The 15,059-nt window shown below is 67.2% G+C and carries 18 protein-coding genes; 3 read left to right on the top strand and 15 right to left on the bottom strand.

Annotation, left to right across the window (positions count from 1 at the left end; genetic code table 11):
- Positions 1–29: 29 nt before the first annotated feature.
- From L1088_RS06000 to L1088_RS05960, 9 genes are all read right to left on the bottom strand, one after another.
- On the bottom strand, positions 30–1,310 hold the full coding sequence (locus tag L1088_RS06000) for a murein hydrolase activator EnvC family protein (RefSeq protein WP_051913544.1): 1,281 nt from the start codon (positions 1,308–1,310) through the stop codon (positions 30–32).
- Positions 1,310–2,164: a cell division protein FtsX gene (locus L1088_RS05995; protein WP_038045958.1), complete on the bottom strand. Its 855-nt coding sequence runs from the start codon at positions 2,162–2,164 to the stop codon at positions 1,310–1,312. The genes L1088_RS06000 and L1088_RS05995 overlap by 1 nt, the downstream gene beginning before the upstream one ends.
- 160 nt (positions 2,165–2,324) lie before the next feature.
- Positions 2,325–2,810, bottom strand: coding sequence for a peroxiredoxin (locus tag L1088_RS05990; RefSeq protein ID WP_234554149.1), 486 nt, complete (start codon positions 2,808–2,810; stop codon positions 2,325–2,327).
- A 348-nt stretch (positions 2,811–3,158) separates the two neighbouring features.
- Positions 3,159–4,091, bottom strand: a complete 933-nt coding sequence (locus L1088_RS05985) for a vWA domain-containing protein (RefSeq protein WP_234554148.1) — start codon at positions 4,089–4,091, stop codon at positions 3,159–3,161.
- The gene (locus tag L1088_RS05980) at positions 4,088–5,008 is read right to left on the bottom strand and encodes a vWA domain-containing protein (protein WP_234554147.1); all 921 of its coding nucleotides are present in this window, start codon (positions 5,006–5,008) and stop codon (positions 4,088–4,090) included. Before L1088_RS05980 ends, L1088_RS05985 begins: the two co-directional genes overlap by 4 nt.
- The gene (locus tag L1088_RS05975) at positions 4,975–5,844 is read right to left on the bottom strand and encodes a DUF58 domain-containing protein (RefSeq protein ID WP_234554146.1); all 870 of its coding nucleotides are present in this window, start codon (positions 5,842–5,844) and stop codon (positions 4,975–4,977) included. The genes L1088_RS05980 and L1088_RS05975 overlap by 34 nt, the downstream gene beginning before the upstream one ends.
- Complete coding sequence (locus tag L1088_RS05970) at positions 5,804–6,841, bottom strand: AAA family ATPase (protein WP_234554145.1); 1,038 nt, start codon at positions 6,839–6,841, stop codon at positions 5,804–5,806. The genes L1088_RS05975 and L1088_RS05970 overlap by 41 nt, the downstream gene beginning before the upstream one ends.
- 58 nt (positions 6,842–6,899) lie before the next feature.
- Positions 6,900–7,994 carry a zinc-dependent alcohol dehydrogenase gene (locus L1088_RS05965; protein ID WP_234554144.1) on the bottom strand — a complete coding sequence of 365 codons (1,095 nt, stop codon included), beginning with the start codon at positions 7,992–7,994 and terminating at the stop codon, positions 6,900–6,902.
- Entirely contained in the window at positions 7,991–9,052 is a 1,062-nt protein-coding gene (locus L1088_RS05960) for a class II aldolase/adducin family protein (protein WP_234554143.1), read from the bottom strand. The genes L1088_RS05965 and L1088_RS05960 overlap by 4 nt, the downstream gene beginning before the upstream one ends.
- Positions 9,053–9,096: 44 nt before the next feature.
- Between L1088_RS05960 and L1088_RS05955 the strand changes: the two genes are divergently transcribed.
- Positions 9,097–10,086, top strand: a complete 990-nt coding sequence (locus tag L1088_RS05955) for a P1 family peptidase (protein WP_234554142.1) — start codon at positions 9,097–9,099, stop codon at positions 10,084–10,086.
- Between the two features lie 54 nt (positions 10,087–10,140).
- Here L1088_RS05955 and L1088_RS05950 read toward each other — a convergent pair whose 3' ends face one another.
- From L1088_RS05950 to L1088_RS05925, 6 genes are read right to left on the bottom strand one after another with little or no spacing between them, the layout of a single operon-like run.
- Positions 10,141–11,163: a S1C family serine protease gene (locus tag L1088_RS05950; RefSeq protein WP_234554141.1), complete on the bottom strand. Its 1,023-nt coding sequence runs from the start codon at positions 11,161–11,163 to the stop codon at positions 10,141–10,143.
- Positions 11,164–11,218: 55 nt separating this feature from the next.
- Positions 11,219–12,316 (bottom strand): YwiC-like family protein, encoded by a 1,098-nt coding sequence (locus L1088_RS05945; RefSeq protein ID WP_234554140.1) that lies wholly within the window; start codon positions 12,314–12,316, stop codon positions 11,219–11,221.
- Between the two features lie 31 nt (positions 12,317–12,347).
- Positions 12,348–12,725, bottom strand: a complete 378-nt coding sequence (locus tag L1088_RS05940; protein WP_234554139.1) for a hypothetical protein — start codon at positions 12,723–12,725, stop codon at positions 12,348–12,350.
- Positions 12,722–13,018 (bottom strand): cupin domain-containing protein, encoded by a 297-nt coding sequence (locus tag L1088_RS05935; RefSeq protein ID WP_234554138.1) that lies wholly within the window; start codon positions 13,016–13,018, stop codon positions 12,722–12,724. The genes L1088_RS05940 and L1088_RS05935 overlap by 4 nt, the downstream gene beginning before the upstream one ends.
- The gene (locus L1088_RS05930) at positions 13,015–13,212 is read right to left on the bottom strand and encodes a DUF542 domain-containing protein (RefSeq protein ID WP_234554137.1); all 198 of its coding nucleotides are present in this window, start codon (positions 13,210–13,212) and stop codon (positions 13,015–13,017) included. The genes L1088_RS05935 and L1088_RS05930 overlap by 4 nt, the downstream gene beginning before the upstream one ends.
- 47 nt (positions 13,213–13,259) lie before the next feature.
- On the bottom strand, positions 13,260–13,685 hold the full coding sequence (locus L1088_RS05925; protein WP_234554136.1) for an RrF2 family transcriptional regulator: 426 nt from the start codon (positions 13,683–13,685) through the stop codon (positions 13,260–13,262).
- A gap of 212 nt (positions 13,686–13,897) precedes the next feature.
- Here L1088_RS05925 and L1088_RS05920 point away from each other — a divergent pair, with 212 nt between their 5' ends.
- Positions 13,898–14,563 carry a c-type cytochrome gene (locus L1088_RS05920; RefSeq protein WP_234554135.1) on the top strand — a complete coding sequence of 222 codons (666 nt, stop codon included), beginning with the start codon at positions 13,898–13,900 and terminating at the stop codon, positions 14,561–14,563.
- A 10-nt stretch (positions 14,564–14,573) separates the two neighbouring features.
- A complete protein-coding gene (locus L1088_RS05915) occupies positions 14,574–15,005 on the top strand; it encodes a cbb3-type cytochrome c oxidase subunit I (RefSeq protein ID WP_234554134.1) in 432 nt (143 codons plus the stop codon).
- The last annotated feature ends 54 nt before the right edge of the window (positions 15,006–15,059 follow it).

The raw sequence follows: 15,059 nt of genomic DNA, 5'->3' as shown, positions 1-15,059 counted from the left end.
CTGCCGCAGCTTTCGCTGCGGCAGGGCCTTTAGTAGTAGGCCGCCGGGTCCACGAAGCGGGTGGCGTCCCCTACCCGCACCGCCACCCGGAACTCCAGCTCCTCGGGGCGGATGAGGAGGCCACCCCCGGTGTAGCCCAAAAGCTGCCCTCGCTCCACCTTTTGTCCCTCTTGCACCAGGGGCTCTTGGAGGTTGGTGTAGACGGTGGAGAGGGTTTCCGTGTGAACCAGCATCACCGTGTAGCCCAGGTTGGGCAGGTAGAGGATGCCCGCCACATACCCCTCCGCCGCCGCCTGCACCGGGCTTCCCGGGGAAGGCCCTTGGAGGACCTGGAAGGGGCCTTCCTGCCCGTAGGGCACCAGCACCCGCCCCCCGGGGACGGGGAAGGCCAGACGGCCCACGGTGGCGGGGAGGGGTGGGGGAGGGACCACCACCTGCCCTGGCTCCTGGCGGGCCACGGGCCGGGCGGCCTGGCGGCGGGCCTCCTCTTGGCGCCTGCGCTCCTCCTCCTGTCGCCTGCGCTCCTCCTCCTGGCGCTTTAGGGTGAGGAGGCGTTGCCGCTCCGCCAGCACCCGGGCTTGGAGTTGGGCCAGCTGGGCCTGCAGGCGCTGGCGTTCCGAAAGGGCATCCCGCAGGAGGGCCTTCTTGCCCTCCGCTTCCTGCCTTAAGCCCTGCAGGGTGGCCTCGAGGGCCCGGCGTTCCTTCTCCAGGGCCTCCTGGGTCTTGGCCAGCCCGGCCTCCTTGGCGGAGAGGTCAGCCAGGAGGAGGCTGAGCCGTTCCCGCTCCTCCCGAAGGGCCTTCAGGGTGGCCTGGAGGGTGCGCACCAGATCCGCGTCCTGCTGGGAGAGGTAGCCCACCCAGCGCGCCCGCACCGCCAGGTCGGTGAAGGACTGGGCCCTGAGGAGGGGCAGGTAGCGCCCCGCCTTTTCCCGGTGGAGGCTTCTCATCAGGGCTTGGAGCCGCTCCTTAAGCACAGCCAGGTCCTTCTCCAGCTTGGCGATGCGGGCTTCGGTCTGGGCCACCTCTGCCTTGAGGCGGGCGATCTCTTGGCGGAGGGCGGCGCGCTCCCGTTCCAGGCGGGCGATCTCCCCCTCGAGGCGAGCCTTCTCGCTGAGAAGGTTCTGCACCCGCTGGGAAAGGCGGGCAAGCTCCTGGTTCAGGGCCTGGATGCGGGCCTGGCTTTGGGCCTCCAGGGCCTTGGCCCGGGCGGCCTGCTCCTGCAGGCGGCGAAGGGTTTCCTCCTGGGTGGCCAGGTTTTGCCCATGGGCCAGGAGGAGAAGCAGGAAGGAGGCGAAGACCCAGAAGCGCACTAGACCTCCCTCAAGTAGGCCCGGCTGGCGGCGTAGGCGCCTCCTGCCCCCAAAACCACGGCCAGTAGCAAGACCAGCCCCCCCGTGCGCCAGAGGTCGGGGGTGCCGAGGACGGGCAGGAAGGGTAAAAGGCTCTGGACCGCTTGGGCCAAGGCCCGGTAGAGGAGGCCTCCGAAGAGCACCGCCAGGACCCCGGCGCTCAGGGTGAGGAGCATGCCTTCCCACAGGAAGGGCCCCTGGATGAAGCGGCGGGTGGCCCCTACCAGGAGCATGATGCCCAGGGCTTCCTTGCGGCTTTCCACCGAAAGCCGGATGGAGCCCATGACGCTGAAGAAGGTGTTGAGGAGCAGCAGGCCGGCCAAAACCCCCATGGCCAGGCGGCTTCCCGAGAGCACCTGGACCAGGCGCTCAGTGAGCTCCCCACCGTACTCCACCCCTTCCACCCCGGGGAGCCTCCTGAGCCTCTCGGCCACCTGGCGCACCGCCCCGGTTTCCTTGAGCCTTAGGCGCAGGGTATCGGGCAAGGGGTTTTCCACCAAGTCCTTGGCCTCCGCCAGGTAGGGGTAGTCCAGGACCAGCTGAGCCAGGGCTTCCTCCCTGCTTTGCAGCCGCACCTCCCCTACCTCGGGCCAGCCCTGGATTTCCGTGAGCAAGGCCTCCACGTTGGCCCCGCTTTGCAGGAAGGCCGCCACCTCCAGCTCCCGCTCCAGGGTGACCACCACCCGCTCCAGGTTCCAAAGGAGGAGGCCCAGGAAGTAGAGGAGGGCGAAGGAGACCAGCGCGGTGAAGAAGGTGGCCAGGCTAGCGGTGGGGTGGCGGCGGATCTGCCGCAGGCCCTCGAGGATGGCGTACACGTCCCCTATCTTACGCCCCTTGCGTGAGAGGGGGCTTGGGCCGGTGGTGGGGGCTCTGCCAGAAGCCTGGGCGCGCAAGCGTCGGTGGCCTCAGGGAAGAGGGAGAGCCCTTTTGGCCTCGGCTACCCCTTCCGGGCTCACCCCAGGGGATAAAGAGGCCTCACCGAAGCCGCTCCTTGAGGTACGCCAGCACGGTGTCCGCATCCTTGAAGGGGTTCACCCCCCGCCATATGCGCTCTATTCGCCCCTCCGGGTTGAGGAGGATGGTGTCCCGGCTGTAGAAGCCGAAGAGGTCGCGCACCCCGTAGGCCCGGGCCAGGCGCCCGTCCCGGTCGGGGATCATCCCCCCCTTGAGGGCCAGCTTCTCCACGAAGTCGCACTGTTCGCTGGCGGGGTCGTGGCTTACCCCAAAAACCCGGGCCCCCAGGCGTTGTAACTCGGGGTAGAGTTCCGTGTAGCGCTTGGCTTGGGCGGTACAGCCGGGGCTTTTCGCCTTGGGATAGAACCAGAGGACCACATAGCTTCCTCGGAGGTCCACGGGGCGGCCGTAGCTGTCGGTGGCCTCGAGGATAGGGGCTTTGTCCCCCGGGGCGAGGGCTTGGGCTTTGAAGAGGCCCAAGAAGAAGAGCAGGGTCAGGGCGCGCATGGCTTCAGCCTAAGGAAGTTGGGGCAGGTCGGGTGTAGCCCAACGCCCCAAAGGTGGGCTGGCTTTCTTCCCCTGGGGCCCGGCCTGCTACCTTGGGAGTATGAAACCCTTCCTGCTGGGCCTGTGTCTGGGGGGACTCCTGGGGGTGGGGACGGCTTGGATGCATTGGTCGCCAGAGGCGCAGCCTGCGGCCTTACCTATACAGTTTCCCCCTCAAGGGGAGGGGGCCTGCGAGCCCCAGGTGTACCTTTTTCTGAACGGGGAGTTTTTCCGCATGCTCCCCGTGCCGGGAGGGGAGCCCCAGGAGCTTTTTCCGGTGGAACCTGTGCCCAACCCTTTTGGGGGGTCCTAGGCGGGGGATAGGTAGCGCCTTAGGGCCACGCCTCCAAGGGCCAGAACCCCTCCCAGGAGGCCCAGGAAACCGGTGGCTTCTTCCCGCCGGACTTCCAAGCGCACCGTCCGCGCCAACTGTCGGTAGAGCGCCGAAAGCTCCTTTTCCGATTCCACCAGGAAGTAGCGCCCCCCGGTGAACTCCGCCAAGGACCACAGCAGTTCCTCGTCCACCTCATAGGCCCCAGCGAAGAAGCCGAAGGCGCTCACCGGGTCCTCCGGGCCCGGGGTCCAGCCCGGCACCCCCACCCCCACGGCGAAGACCCGCACCCCCATCCGGGCGGCTTCCCCCGCGGCCTCCAGGGGGTCGGCGCCCGTGCGGTTGCGCCCGTCGGTGAGGAGGAGGATGTCCCCTTTGCCTCCCGCCTCCCGGATCTGGCGCAGGGCCTCCAGGATCCCCTCCCCGATGGCGGTGGAGCGGCCGAACTCCAGGCTCGCCAGGCTCTCCAGAAGGCGCTTTCGATCGGTGGTGGGGGGGTGGACGGTTTGGGCGGTGCCGCTGAAGGCCACCAGGCCCACCCTTAGGCCGCGGGGGGCCTCTTCCAAAAAGGCGCTTGCCGCCTGTTTGGCGGCCTCGAGGCGGCTTGGCTTGAGGTCCGAGGCCATCATGCTCCGGCTCACGTCCACCGCCAGCACCGCCACGTTTTCGCTCCCCCGCCCCGGCAGGGGGAGGAGGGGCCGGGCGGCGGCCAGGGCCAGGAGGAGGAGCCCGAGGAAGAAGAGGCCCGTGGGGAGCCAGGGGAGGGGTCCCCGAGCCTCTTTGGCCGCTTCCTGGAGGAGGGAGGCCAGGGGGTGGGGCAGGCGGGCCTTGGGGCGCCTGCGGTAGAGGCCCAGGAGGAGGAAGGCCAGAAGGAGGAGGAGGCTTAAGGCCTCGGGGGCCAGGAGGCTCACGGCCACCTCCCTTCTTGGGCCAGGTTCCTGTAGGCCCCGAAGGCGAGGAGGAGGAACCCCGCCACCACCAGGGCCTGGGAGAGGTCCTGCTCCTGGCTTCTCCAGACGTAGTGCAGCCTGAGCATGCGGTAGAGGGGGCGGAAGTCCTCCCCTAACACCTCTCCTCCCGTGGCCTGGGCCAAGCGCAGGAGGCGCAAGGGGTCGGCGGGCACGAAGAAAAGCCCTTCCCCAATGCGGCTTACGGTTCCCCTGGGGTCCCCCAGAAGGCGCACGAAGACGGGAAGCCCGCTCCCGGCCAGTTCCGCCGCCACCTCCAGGGGGTCCTGGCCGGCGTTGGCCGCCCCGTCGGAGAGGAGGAGGAGGGCGGCGGGGGGCTTAGCTTCCGGCAGGTCCCGCTCGGGGCCCTCGGGCCGCAGGGTCCGCTTGGCCTGGAGGAGGCCCTGGCCCAAGGGGCTTACCCCCCCGGGCCTGAGGGCCTCCAGGGCCTCGAGGAGGGCCCTGCGGTCGGTGGAGGGGGAGAGAACCAGGACCGCCTGGGGTCCGAAGCTCACCAGCCCCACCCCCACGGAAGGGTCCAGGTCCCGCAGAAAAGCCTTGGCCAGGGCCTTGGCCCGCTCTAGGCGGCTCGGGCGCTCGTCGTCCGCCGCCATGGAGTGGCTGGTGTCCACCACTAGGACCACCTGGGTGAGGTTCTGCCGCCACGGCAAGGGGGCCTCGGGCCGGCCCGCCGCCAGGAGCAGGAAAAGGGGGGCCAGGAGGAAAGGCCAGCCCAGGGGTCTGGGCCGGGGGGCGAAGCCGGGGTCCAAGACCCTTCGCAGCCGCTTCCCCCCGGCCCGCTCTCCCCAAAAGAGGAGAAGCCCTCCGGCGCCCAAGAGGAAAAGGCCTAGGAGGAGACCCTCGGGGCTCTTGAAGGCCACCTTCGCCTCCTTTCCACCAGCTGAAGGAGCAAGGGCACCAGGTCCGCCTCCGTGGAGGCCAGGAGGAGATCGGCCCCCGAGCGCCGGATGCCTTCCACCCGGGCCCGCCTCGAGGCCTCGGCCCGTCTCCAGTAGGCTTCCCGCACCCGCCTATCCAGGGCGTTCACCTCCACCGCCGCCCCTGTTTCCGGGTCGAAGAAGGAGAGCACCCCCGCCTCCGGCAGGGCCCGCTCCAGGGGATCTTCCACCAGGACCGCCACTAGGTCGTGCCGGGCGGCCAAGCGGGCCAAAGAGGCCTCGAAAGGGTCTAGGAAGTCGGAGAGGATGAGGAGGAGGCTCCGCCGCCTCGCCACCCGGCCCAGGAGGTCCAGCGACTCTCCCAGGGAACGGTTTTCCCCGGGCCTCAGGGCCTCCCGCGCCAGGAGGAGGGCCTGGGCCTTGCCTCCCCTGGGGGGGAGGAGCCCTCCGGGGAGGAGGGCCCCCACCCGGTTCCCATGCCGCAGGGCGATGTAGGCTACGCTGAGGGCCAGTTCCAGGGCCAGGGCGTACTTTTCCCGCCTCCTTGTGCCAAAGCGCATGGAGGGACTCCCGTCCAGCAGCAGCCAGAGGGTAAGTTCTCGCTCCTCGCGAAAGCGGCGCACGTGGAGTTCCCCCGTACGGGCGGTGGCGGGCCAGTCGATGCGCTCGGCCTCATCCCCAGGGTTATAGGGGCTGATCTCCGCAAGCTCCAGGCTCTTGCCGTAGAACACCCCCCGGTAGTCCCCGAAAAGGAGTCCGTCCAGGGGACGTACCACCTTAAGCTCCAGGCGGGCCAAGAGGGCTTCGGGCGTCTCCATAGGGGTCGTGAAGGGGCACAAAGGGTGGGGGAAGGTGCTTTAGGACGGCTTCCAGCACGTCTTCCACCCGCACGCCCTCCGCCAGGGCCTGGTAGGAGAGGATCACGCGGTGGCGGAGGGCGTCCAGGTACAGGTCCCGCACATCCTCCGGCAGGGCGTGGGCCCGCCCCCGGACCAGGGCCAGGGCCTTGGCCCCCTGTACCAAGGCCAAGGAGGCCCGGGGGCTTGCCCCATAGGCCACGAAGGGCTTGAGCTCCTTAAGCCCCGCCCTTTCCAGATCCCGGGTGGCCTGGACCAGGGCCACGGCGTGCTCGGCCACCTTGGGGTGGACGTAGACGCGGTTGGCCAGGCGGGAAAGCTCCAAAACCTCCTCCAGGGAAAGCACCTGGGCCACCTGGATCTCCTCCCCTGTGGTCATGCGCTCCACGATGAGGAGCTCCTCGTGGAAGGCAGGGTAGCCCACCACCACCTTGAGGAGGAAGCGGTCCAGCTGGGCCTCCGGCAGGGGATAGGTGCCCTCGCTTTCGATGGGGTTTTGCGTGGCCAGCACCAGGAAGGGCTTGGGTAGGGGGTAGGTTTCCTTGCCTAGGGTCACCTGGCGCTCCTGCATGGCCTCGAGGAGGGCCGACTGCACCTTGGCCGGGGCCCGGTTGATCTCGTCCGCCAGAAGGAGGTGGGCGAAGATGGGGCCGAGCTCGGTCTTAAACTCCCCCTCCTTGGGGTTGTAGATGCGGGTGCCCAGGAGGTCGGCGGGCACCAGGTCGGGGGTGAACTGGATCCTCCGGAAGCTTCCCCCCACGGCCCGGGCCAGGGTCTTCACCGCCAAGGTCTTGGCCAGGCCGGGCACCCCTTCGATGAGCAGGTGCCCCTGGGCCAGAAGGGCCACCAGCATCCTTTCCAGGAGGCGGTCCTGGCCCACGATAACCCGCTTTACCTCCTTAAGAAGGGCCCGGAGCCGCTCGCCCGCTTCCACAAAGGCTTCTTCCTCCCAGGCCATGCCCACCCCCTTCGGCTTTGGGGGGAGTATAGCCCCTTGGGGGAGGTACCGCCTTCTTCTAGGACACATTTGGCCGGAAGAGGGCCTTGCCCCGGGCCGAGAGGGCCTTCCGCCACCCCTCCAGGGGGAAGACCCCGCCCACCAGGCTTTCCAGGCCCCCAAGCTCCGGGAGGAGGGCCACCGCCTCTCCGAACTCCTCGCGGGTGTAGGTGTAGCTTCCCGAAAGGCTCACCTCCTTGAACCAGAAGGGGGAGAGGTCGGCCCACTCCAGCCCTGGGGCTCCCAGGAGGAGCATCCTGCCCCCTTCCTGGGCCAGGGCGAGGGCCTGCCGGAAGCCAGCCCCGCTTCCCGAGGCCTCCACCACCGCCTCATAGCCTCCCCGGTACCCCTCAAAGAGGAGGTAGCGGTAGCACCGGGTTCGCTCCAAGAGGGCCTCCCTGGCGCTCGGGAAGACCGCGTCGGCTCCGAAGGCTTTGGCCTTGGCCGCCTGGTGGGGGTACTTGGCCACCGCGTAGACCTTGCCCGTGAAGCCCAGCGCCCGCAGGAGGCGGAGGGCCATGAGGCCCAGGGTGCCCATGCCCAAGACCAGCGCCTCCTTCGGCCAAGGCCTTAGCTTCTTCAAGCCCCGAAGCACCACCGCCAGGGGCTCGGAAAGCACTGCCCTTGCCTCGGGCACGCCCTCGGGGATGGGGTAAAGCCTTTCGGGCCGGGCCAGGAGCCACTCCCCCCAGCCCCCGGGGAGGTCGCGGTTGTACCCCAGCATCCCCGGGGCCAGGCTCCCTTCGGCCACGTTCTGGCAAAGCCCCTCCTCCCCCCGCTGGCAGGCGGGGCAGGGGGGAAGCCCCCGGTCGGCGCAGGTGAGGAGAGGGTTCACCGCCACCAGGCTGCCCTCCACCTCCCCCAGGATCTCGTGGCCAAGGACCGCAGGAAAGGAGAAAAAGGGGCTGATGGAGGGGGGGCTTTTCCCGTAGAGGAGGGCCAGGTCCGAGCCGCAGACCCCGCTCAGGCGCACCTTGACCCGCAAAAACCCCTCCCGCTCCGGCAGGGGCACCTCCGCCAGGCGCAAGGGCAAAAGACCCTTGGGAAACCGCTTGCCCAAGGCCCTGGCGGCGAAGAAGCGGGGCAGGGAGGGAGTGTAGAGGAGGGCCTTCATGACATGGGCACGGTGCGGATGAGCTTGCCCTCGATCCTTTCCATGATCTCGTCCAGGCTACGCCCGGTGATGGTGAGGCCGTGGTTCTTGAGGCCCACCACCGCCCGGGTGGGGTCGGGGGCCTGGCGCACCTTCTCCGCCACCGCCTGGGCTAGCTCGTAGGTGCCGCAGGGGTAGTTGAAGGGGGTGGCGGGGACCCCTTCCATCCAGGCGTGCACGTGCAGGATGGCCCCTACCCCGGGGTGCTCCCGGTAGATCATCCAGTGTTCGATGGCGTCCACGCTCACCCGCCTAGGCTCCACGTGGGGGGGGACGGAGAGGAGGATGGCGTTTTGCTGGGGGTCGTAGTCCTTGACCATGAGGATGTCCCGGCCCACCTCCTTCAGGTTGGCCTTGTCCACCCCGCTTGCGGACATCCAGAAGCGGTGCTCGTCCTTGCGCACGGAGAGGTTGCCGTAGGAAAGACCCCCGATACCGTAAAGCCGTTTGACATGCCGTAGGTCCTCGGGGGGCAGGATCTCCTCGATGGGGAAGGGAGCAGGAAGGAGGTCCCACTCCTTGAGCTTTTTGCCCGCCCGGTACATGCTCCGCGTGAGCTCGTCCCCCTGCCACAGCTCGGGCTCCAGGTCGGGCTCGAAGACGTTGTTGATCACCAGGCGGCTACAGGCGATGGGCCTTAGGCGCGCGGCCACCCGTTCGTAGAACCCTTCCCCTTCTGGCTCGTCGTAGTGGCCGAGCTCCAGGGTGAGGAACTTGACCCCCTGGCCCGGAACGTAGGCCAGAAGCACGTTGGAAAGGGCCCGGACCAGGTAAGGGTAGAGCTCCTTCAGCGGGTCGGCAGGAAACCGGGGAAGCTCCAGCAGCGAGGCCACGAAGGTGGCCTGGGCCCGCCGGCGGTAGGGCCTGGGGTTTTCCGGGGTGATGGCGTTCAGCACCAGATTGGGGGCTTCGGCCTGGGGGTTATGGCGAAACCCCTGGGCTTCCAAAGCTTTTCCAATGCCTTCCAGAAAAGCTTGGACGTTAGGGGAAGGCTCGCCGTGGATCAGGTACTCCCACATGGCTCCTCCTTGTTCTGCCCCTTAGCCTACCCGATACTGGGCTCATGGCGGAAGCTTTGGCGGGTAGCGCGGCCCTCTTGGCAGGCCTTCGGATGGGGCAGTTCACGGACCTCGAGGCCCTCACCGGGTGCACCGTGGTCCTGGTAGAGGAGGGCTGGGTGGGGGCGGTGGACGTACGGGGGGCAGCTCCTGGCACGCGGGAGAGCGACCTCCTCCAGCCAGAGAACACCGTGGAACGGGTGCATGCGGTGGTGCTCACAGGGGGAAGCGCCTTTGGCCTGGCGGCGGCCGAGGGGGTGATGCGCTTCCTGGCGGAAAGGAGAAAGGGTTTCCCTACCCCGGGGGGTGTGGTGCCTATTGTTCCTGCCGCTGTGCTCTACGACCTGGGCCGGGGAAGGGTGAACCGGCCACCGGGGGAGGAGGCGGGCTACCGGGCGGCCCTGGCTGCCGGGGAGGAGGTGGAAGAGGGTAGCGTGGGGGCGGGCACCGGGGCGGTGGCGGGCGGGGTCAAGGGGGGCTTGGGCCTGGCGGGGTACCTCCTGGAGGAGGGGTACCGGGTCATGGCCTTGGTGGCGGTGAACAGCCTGGGGCGCCCCTTTGACCCCAAGACGGGCAGGCTCTACGCCGAGCCCCTTTTGGCCGAGGCGGAAAAGGACCTCCTCCCGAACCTCTCCCGCTACCGGGGGGAAGAGGAGGACTATCGCTTTCCCTACCTTTTGGGCCAGAACACCACCCTAGGGGTGGTGGCCACGGATGCCCCCCTCAGCAAAGCCCAGGCCAAGCGCTTGGCCATTATGGCCCAGGACGGGATCGCCCGGGCCCTCCGCCCGGCCCACACCCCCTTGGACGGGGACCTGGTCTTCGCCCTGGCCCTGGGGGACGGGCAGGGGGTGGACCCTATGACCCTCCTCCGCCTCGGGGCCTATGCCGCCGACGCCCTCGCCCGGGCCATCGCCCGGGCGGTGCTCCTGGCGGAGGGCTTTCCTGGAGTGCTGGCCTACCGCGAGTTTGTGGAGGCCAAGGAGTCCCAGTAAGCACTCTCCTTATTAAAGACCCCATCGGGCCGCAAGCCTAACGGGGCGGGGCGGCTAGCGGCCCGGAAAGGGGGCGAGGTCTGCCTCCACCTGGAAGACCTCCCCACCCCGCCGCACGGTGAGGCGGACCCGGTCCCCCACCTGGTAGCGGCGTACCTCCCGCAGGAGATCCTCGAAGCTGTTCACCTTGACCCCGTTGACCTCGAGGATCACATCCGGCACCCCTCCTGCCTCCAGGCCTCTCAACCCTGCCCGGTGGGCGGCCCCGCCCGGAACCACCTCGCCCACCAGCACCCCACCCGGGGGCAGGCCCAGCTCCCGAGCCAGCTCCGGGGTTAAGCCCCTGGGACCCCTTAGGCCCAGATAGGGCCAGTAGCTTCGCTTACCCCCTTCCATCTCCGCCAGGACCTGGTCCCGGCCCAGGAAGGGGGTGAAGAAGCTGCGGAAGCCCTCCTCCGTCTGGCCGATGGCCACCGCCACCCCCACCACCTTCCCCTCCAGATCCAGCACGGGTCCGCCCGAATCCCCTGGGGAGAGGGGCAGGCTGGTCTCCACCAGGCCCTGGGGAAGGAAAGGCGAGGGGTCCACGGAAACCCTGGTGATGCGCCCATAGCGGGGGGCGATGAACTGGCCCCGGCCGTTGCCGATGTGCAAGACCGCTTCCCCCACCTGGGGGCGCCTTTGGGTTTCCAGGGAAAGGAGGGCGGGGGCCCGGGCCTCCGTGGCCAGGATCGCCAGGTCCATGGGCTCGGCGAAACCGACAAGGGTGGCCGTGGCCCGCTTTTGGTTGGAGAGCACCAAGCTATAAGGCCCGCCCTCCGCCACCACGTGGTAGGCGGTGAGGACGAGGCCCTCCCGATAGAAGAATCCTGTGCCCCGGCCTCCCTCCGGGCCATCGATGCGTAAGACGGCGGGATGGGCCTGGGTGTAGACCTCCTGTAGGCGTTCGGGAGGCGCCTGAGCCAGTTCCCAAGCCACTTTCTCTGACCCACCCCAAGGCGGTGCGGGCTGGTTCCACAGGGCGCAGAGGGCCCCGGCCAAGGGAAGGAGGAGGAGAATCCCCCAGGCTTTCCTCATGCTCTTATTTTCCCAGGGGGCGGGGGGAGGAGGGTGGTTTCGGCCACCATGGGCCTCAGTGCCAAAGAAGGAGGAAGCCTAGGAGGAGGAAGCCAATCCCGGGCCAGGGATGGGGCTTTCTCAGGAGGAGGTGAAGGAGGATCACCCCGATGAGGGCCAAGAGGGGGTGAGGGAGGGGCTTCCAGAAAAAGGCCAGGTGGAGAAGGCCCAAGAGAGCATTCAGGTCGTAAAGGCCTAGGAGAAGGCGCACGGGCCTGTTGACCTCCTTTTCCAGGAGGAGGTAAAGCCCTACCAGAAAAGCCAGGCCCACCAGGGCCCATCCCAGGAACCGGTGCAGGAGCGGTACCCCCAAAAGGGCGGTGGGAAGGCCCTGGAGGGTGTAGCCCAAGGCGGTGGCCAGGACCACCAGAAGGCCAAAGCCCATCTGCGTCCAACCGATGATCCTGGCCTCCATCGGTGGCCTTAAGAGGGCCAGGTTTCCATACAGGGCCAGGGGGAGAAGGGCAAGGGTGGTAGGAGCGGGCAGAAGCCCCTGGCCTTGAAGAAAAAGGGCAAGGAGGAAGGAGGTCCAAAGGGCCAGGTGGGCGGGGTGATGCTTGGGGTTTTTTCCCCGGGCCCTGAGCACCTGGGTGCGGGCGTAGTAGAGGGCGGCGATGTCCCTCAGGGCCAGGGCCAGAAAGCTGCCCAAAGCTATATCCGGTTCCAAGCCCCCTGCCAAAACCCCTGCTGGGGCTAAGGAGGCCATGGCCAAGGCGGCGGCCATCTCCGGAAAAAGGTCCCGGGAGCGATTTAGGGCATCCGCCCAGAGCATGTAGGCCCCCAGGGGCAGGGCCAGGAGAAGGGGGAGGAGAAAGGGGCCTTGGGCGGTCCAGGCGGTGAGGAGAAAGCCCAGAAGGGCTAGGGCCACATAGACCCCGCCCACCTTCAAGGCCAGCTCGGTACGGGGGTAGCGCTTGCCCTTCCTTAGGTCCTGGTAAACCAGCTTCAAGGGGTGCCGGGCCAGGAAGCCGAAAAGGCCTAGGAGGAATAGCCCCAGGGTGTGGGGCCCTGGGGAGAGGAATAGGCCCAGGAGGATGGGTTCTAAGGTGAACCCCCAACCCCCGTGCTCCGTGGGTAGGGCTACAGACTTAAGGGGAACGCTGGTCGCACGCATGCCATTCTCCGAAGTAAGGCCCAGGAATTCCTTAGCCCCAGAGTACCTCCAGCATGAGGAGGACAAAAAGGCTTCCCGCCAAAACGGAGAGGAGAGCGAAAAGCCCCCATATTGGGATCCCAAGCCCCAGGCCCCAGGCTAAGGCCATCCCCAGAAGGCCAAGGTTGGCCAGAACTACCTGGAAAAGGGCCAGTCCTGGCCGGCGGAAGACCACCCCGCGAAAGCGGGGCAGGGCATGGTAGGCCACCCCGTAGATCATAAGGCTCACGAAGCCTAGAAGTTGCATGTGGGCGTGAGCGGGCCGCCAGGTGTAGGGAAGGAGGCCCAGGCCTAGGAGCAGGCCCCCTAGGCTGGCGGCCAAGAACCAGAGGAGGGCCGTGGTGAGGGCCAGCCGGCTCGCCGGGATCATGGCCTGGGGGTGATGATGCCGAGTACCAAAAAGGCTCCTTCTTTGGCCTTGGCCCCGTGGGCTTCCCCGGGCTCCGCGGCCAGCAGGGTGCCCGGGGTGGCGGGGAGGACCCGCTTCCCGGCCCATAGGATGCCCTCCCCCTCGAGGCAAAGGAGGTGCACCCTGGGCTCCCCTTGGCCCCGTACCTCCTGCCCTTGTTGCAGGCTAAAGAGGACCAGGCGCACCTCCGGGTGGTCGGCCAGGAGCTCCACCCCGCGAACCTCACCGTAGCGGGCCTTCTCCAGCAGGTTCATTCCTGCCTCCCCAGTAAGGCCAAAAGGGCCTTCAATACCTCTTCGGGATACTTGCCTGCTTGGCGGGAGGCTTCTTCCAGGGAATCGGCCCCGCCGCAGCAGGTATCGATGCCCATCTTGTTTAACAGGCTTACTGCTTCCGGATGGCGCTGTAGGACCTCGTTTACCGTGGCCTTTAAGGTGAGTTCCACCATACCCTCCTAAGCTTGGCGCCCGGGGGGCTGGACCGCCATGACCTGGGTCAAGCGGTATTGGTGGACTCTGGCAGGAGATCCTTCAAGGTAAAGCCCGCCAGGGTTTTACGGATTTCCTGGTTCATGCGCACTAGGCTGGGCTTGAGGTAGCAGAATCCCCGCCTTTCCTCGGTAGGGCAGCGCTTTAGGGTGGCGCAAAGGTCTATGGCCACGGGGCCGGAGAGGCTCTCCATCACCTTGAGGAGGGTGATCTCCTCCGGGGGAACCCGGAGCCACACCCCCCCGGCCCGGCCCATGCGGCTTTCCACCAGGCCGGCTTTGGCCAGCCTGGAGAGCACCTTGGCCATGAAGGCGGCCGGGGCCTTGAGCTTAGCGGCGATCTCCGCCGCCGAGAGCCCTGGCTCTTCTGCCAAGAGCAAGAGGGCGTGAAGGGCGTAGGACTCTTCCCGCTTTAGGAGACTGCGCAGGGCCATGGCCCCATGGTAAGCCCTCGGGCGGGGGGTTCCTCATGGAGGGCATCACTGGGGTCTGCCAGCCCCGGGGCAAGAAAGTGGCCTCCTGGGAGCCCCTGCACCAGCACTAGACGGGGCGGGCTTCCCCGGGGACTTTTGCCCTTGACCTGAGTCATGGAAAGAGCGCCCAAAAGGTCCGACTTTATGAGCTGGAGGTGAAAGGAGGTTGAGGTATGGAGGTCGGCTGGATAGAGACTACCGTTGGGGCCCTTTTCGCCACCGTGGTCCTCACCCTATGGCTTTCCCGCGGGTCTGGATGGCTGGAGCCCCGTTTCTGGCGCAATGCGGCTGTGGTGAGCTCCCTGATCATGACCGGGATCCTGGTTTACCTCACCATCGATTCCCTAAACCAGATCCGGGAGGGCTCGGCCAGGGTTCCCGCCTACAGCGTGATCAACAAGCAGATTGGGCTCCGGCGGGACTACGAGAAGCGGCGGGACATCCCGGTGGTTGGGGAAGAAGTGGGGTTCTTCGGAAAGGTTTGGAGCGAGGCCGAGGCCTACGCTCTGGTCAACAAGGGCAAGATGACCCTGCAGAGTCGCAACTGCATGGACTGCCACACCCTTCTGGGTAACGGGGCCTACTTCGCTCCCGACCTCACCCGCGCCTGGTTGGACCCCAAATGGGAAACCATGGTTAAGGGCATGACCGGTAAGGCCACCAAGGAGGAGGCCATGGCGGAATGGCTTCAACACCCAGACCGGTATCCCACCTTTGCCCGCCGGATGCCCAACCTGGGCTTGAGCGAAGAGGAGGCCAAAGCCCTGGTGGCCTTTTTGAAGTGGATGTCGGCCATCGATACCAACGGCTTCCCCGACCGCTTCGCTGGGGTGCAGTAGGAGGTGTCCCATGACCCAGGCTTTACCGCAAGGAAGGCTCTACGAGTCCCAGAAACTGGCCCTCTGGTACTTCTGGGTAGCCTTGGCCCTTTTTGGGGCCCAGGTCCTTTTCGGTTTGCTGGCGGCCTGGCAGTACCTGGATCCCAATTTTCTTCACGGCAAGCTTAACTTCATGACCAACCGGATGCTCCATATCAACGCCATGGTGGTGTGGCTCCTCTTGGGCTTCATGGGGGGGGTGTACTGGTTCCTGCCCCTGGAGCTCGGGCGGGAGGTGGTGGGCATCCGGCTTGCCCGCTTCGCCTTCTTTACCCTCATCGCTGCGGTGGGCATCGTGGTGTTGGTCTATCTCCTTGTGCAGTACGGGCCGGGCAACGCCTTTACCTTGTGGTTCATCACCGAGGGCCGGGAGTACATAGAAGCCCCCCGCTGGCAGACTTGACCGGTATACCCCTTTTGGGGTAGATGGTTCTCCATGACCCTGCGCGAAGCCCTA

It is taken from the genome of Thermus caliditerrae, from assembly GCF_021462525.1.
Classification (GTDB): Bacteria; Deinococcota; Deinococci; order Deinococcales; family Thermaceae; genus Thermus; species Thermus caliditerrae.
Note: the sequence above shows the minus strand (reverse complement) of the source record. Positions and strands in the feature narration are given on the sequence as shown.

What these genes read in the sequence shown, in the direction of transcription:
- L1088_RS05945 (WP_234554140.1), bottom strand. Translation starts at nt 12,316, where the DNA reads ATGCGTGCGACCAGCGTTCCCCTTAAGTCTGTAGCCCTACCCACGGAG.
- L1088_RS05970 (WP_234554145.1), bottom strand. Translation starts at nt 6,841, where the DNA reads ATGGCCTGGGAGGAAGAAGCCTTTGTGGAAGCGGGCGAGCGGCTCCGG.
- L1088_RS05955 (WP_234554142.1), top strand. Translation starts at nt 9,097, where the DNA reads ATGGCGGAAGCTTTGGCGGGTAGCGCGGCCCTCTTGGCAGGCCTTCGG.
- L1088_RS05950 (WP_234554141.1), bottom strand. Translation starts at nt 11,163, where the DNA reads ATGAGGAAAGCCTGGGGGATTCTCCTCCTCCTTCCCTTGGCCGGGGCC.
- L1088_RS05960 (WP_234554143.1), bottom strand. Translation starts at nt 9,052, where the DNA reads ATGTGGGAGTACCTGATCCACGGCGAGCCTTCCCCTAACGTCCAAGCT.
- L1088_RS05920 (WP_234554135.1), top strand. Translation starts at nt 13,898, where the DNA reads ATGGAGGTCGGCTGGATAGAGACTACCGTTGGGGCCCTTTTCGCCACC.
- L1088_RS05930 (WP_234554137.1), bottom strand. Translation starts at nt 13,212, where the DNA reads ATGGTGGAACTCACCTTAAAGGCCACGGTAAACGAGGTCCTACAGCGC.
- L1088_RS05990 (WP_234554149.1), bottom strand. Translation starts at nt 2,810, where the DNA reads ATGCGCGCCCTGACCCTGCTCTTCTTCTTGGGCCTCTTCAAAGCCCAA.
- L1088_RS05965 (WP_234554144.1), bottom strand. Translation starts at nt 7,994, where the DNA reads ATGAAGGCCCTCCTCTACACTCCCTCCCTGCCCCGCTTCTTCGCCGCC.
- L1088_RS05935 (WP_234554138.1), bottom strand. Translation starts at nt 13,018, where the DNA reads ATGAACCTGCTGGAGAAGGCCCGCTACGGTGAGGTTCGCGGGGTGGAG.
- L1088_RS05915 (WP_234554134.1), top strand. Translation starts at nt 14,574, where the DNA reads ATGACCCAGGCTTTACCGCAAGGAAGGCTCTACGAGTCCCAGAAACTG.
- L1088_RS05975 (WP_234554146.1), bottom strand. Translation starts at nt 5,844, where the DNA reads ATGGAGACGCCCGAAGCCCTCTTGGCCCGCCTGGAGCTTAAGGTGGTA.
- L1088_RS05925 (WP_234554136.1), bottom strand. Translation starts at nt 13,685, where the DNA reads ATGGCCCTGCGCAGTCTCCTAAAGCGGGAAGAGTCCTACGCCCTTCAC.
- L1088_RS05940 (WP_234554139.1), bottom strand. Translation starts at nt 12,725, where the DNA reads ATGATCCCGGCGAGCCGGCTGGCCCTCACCACGGCCCTCCTCTGGTTC.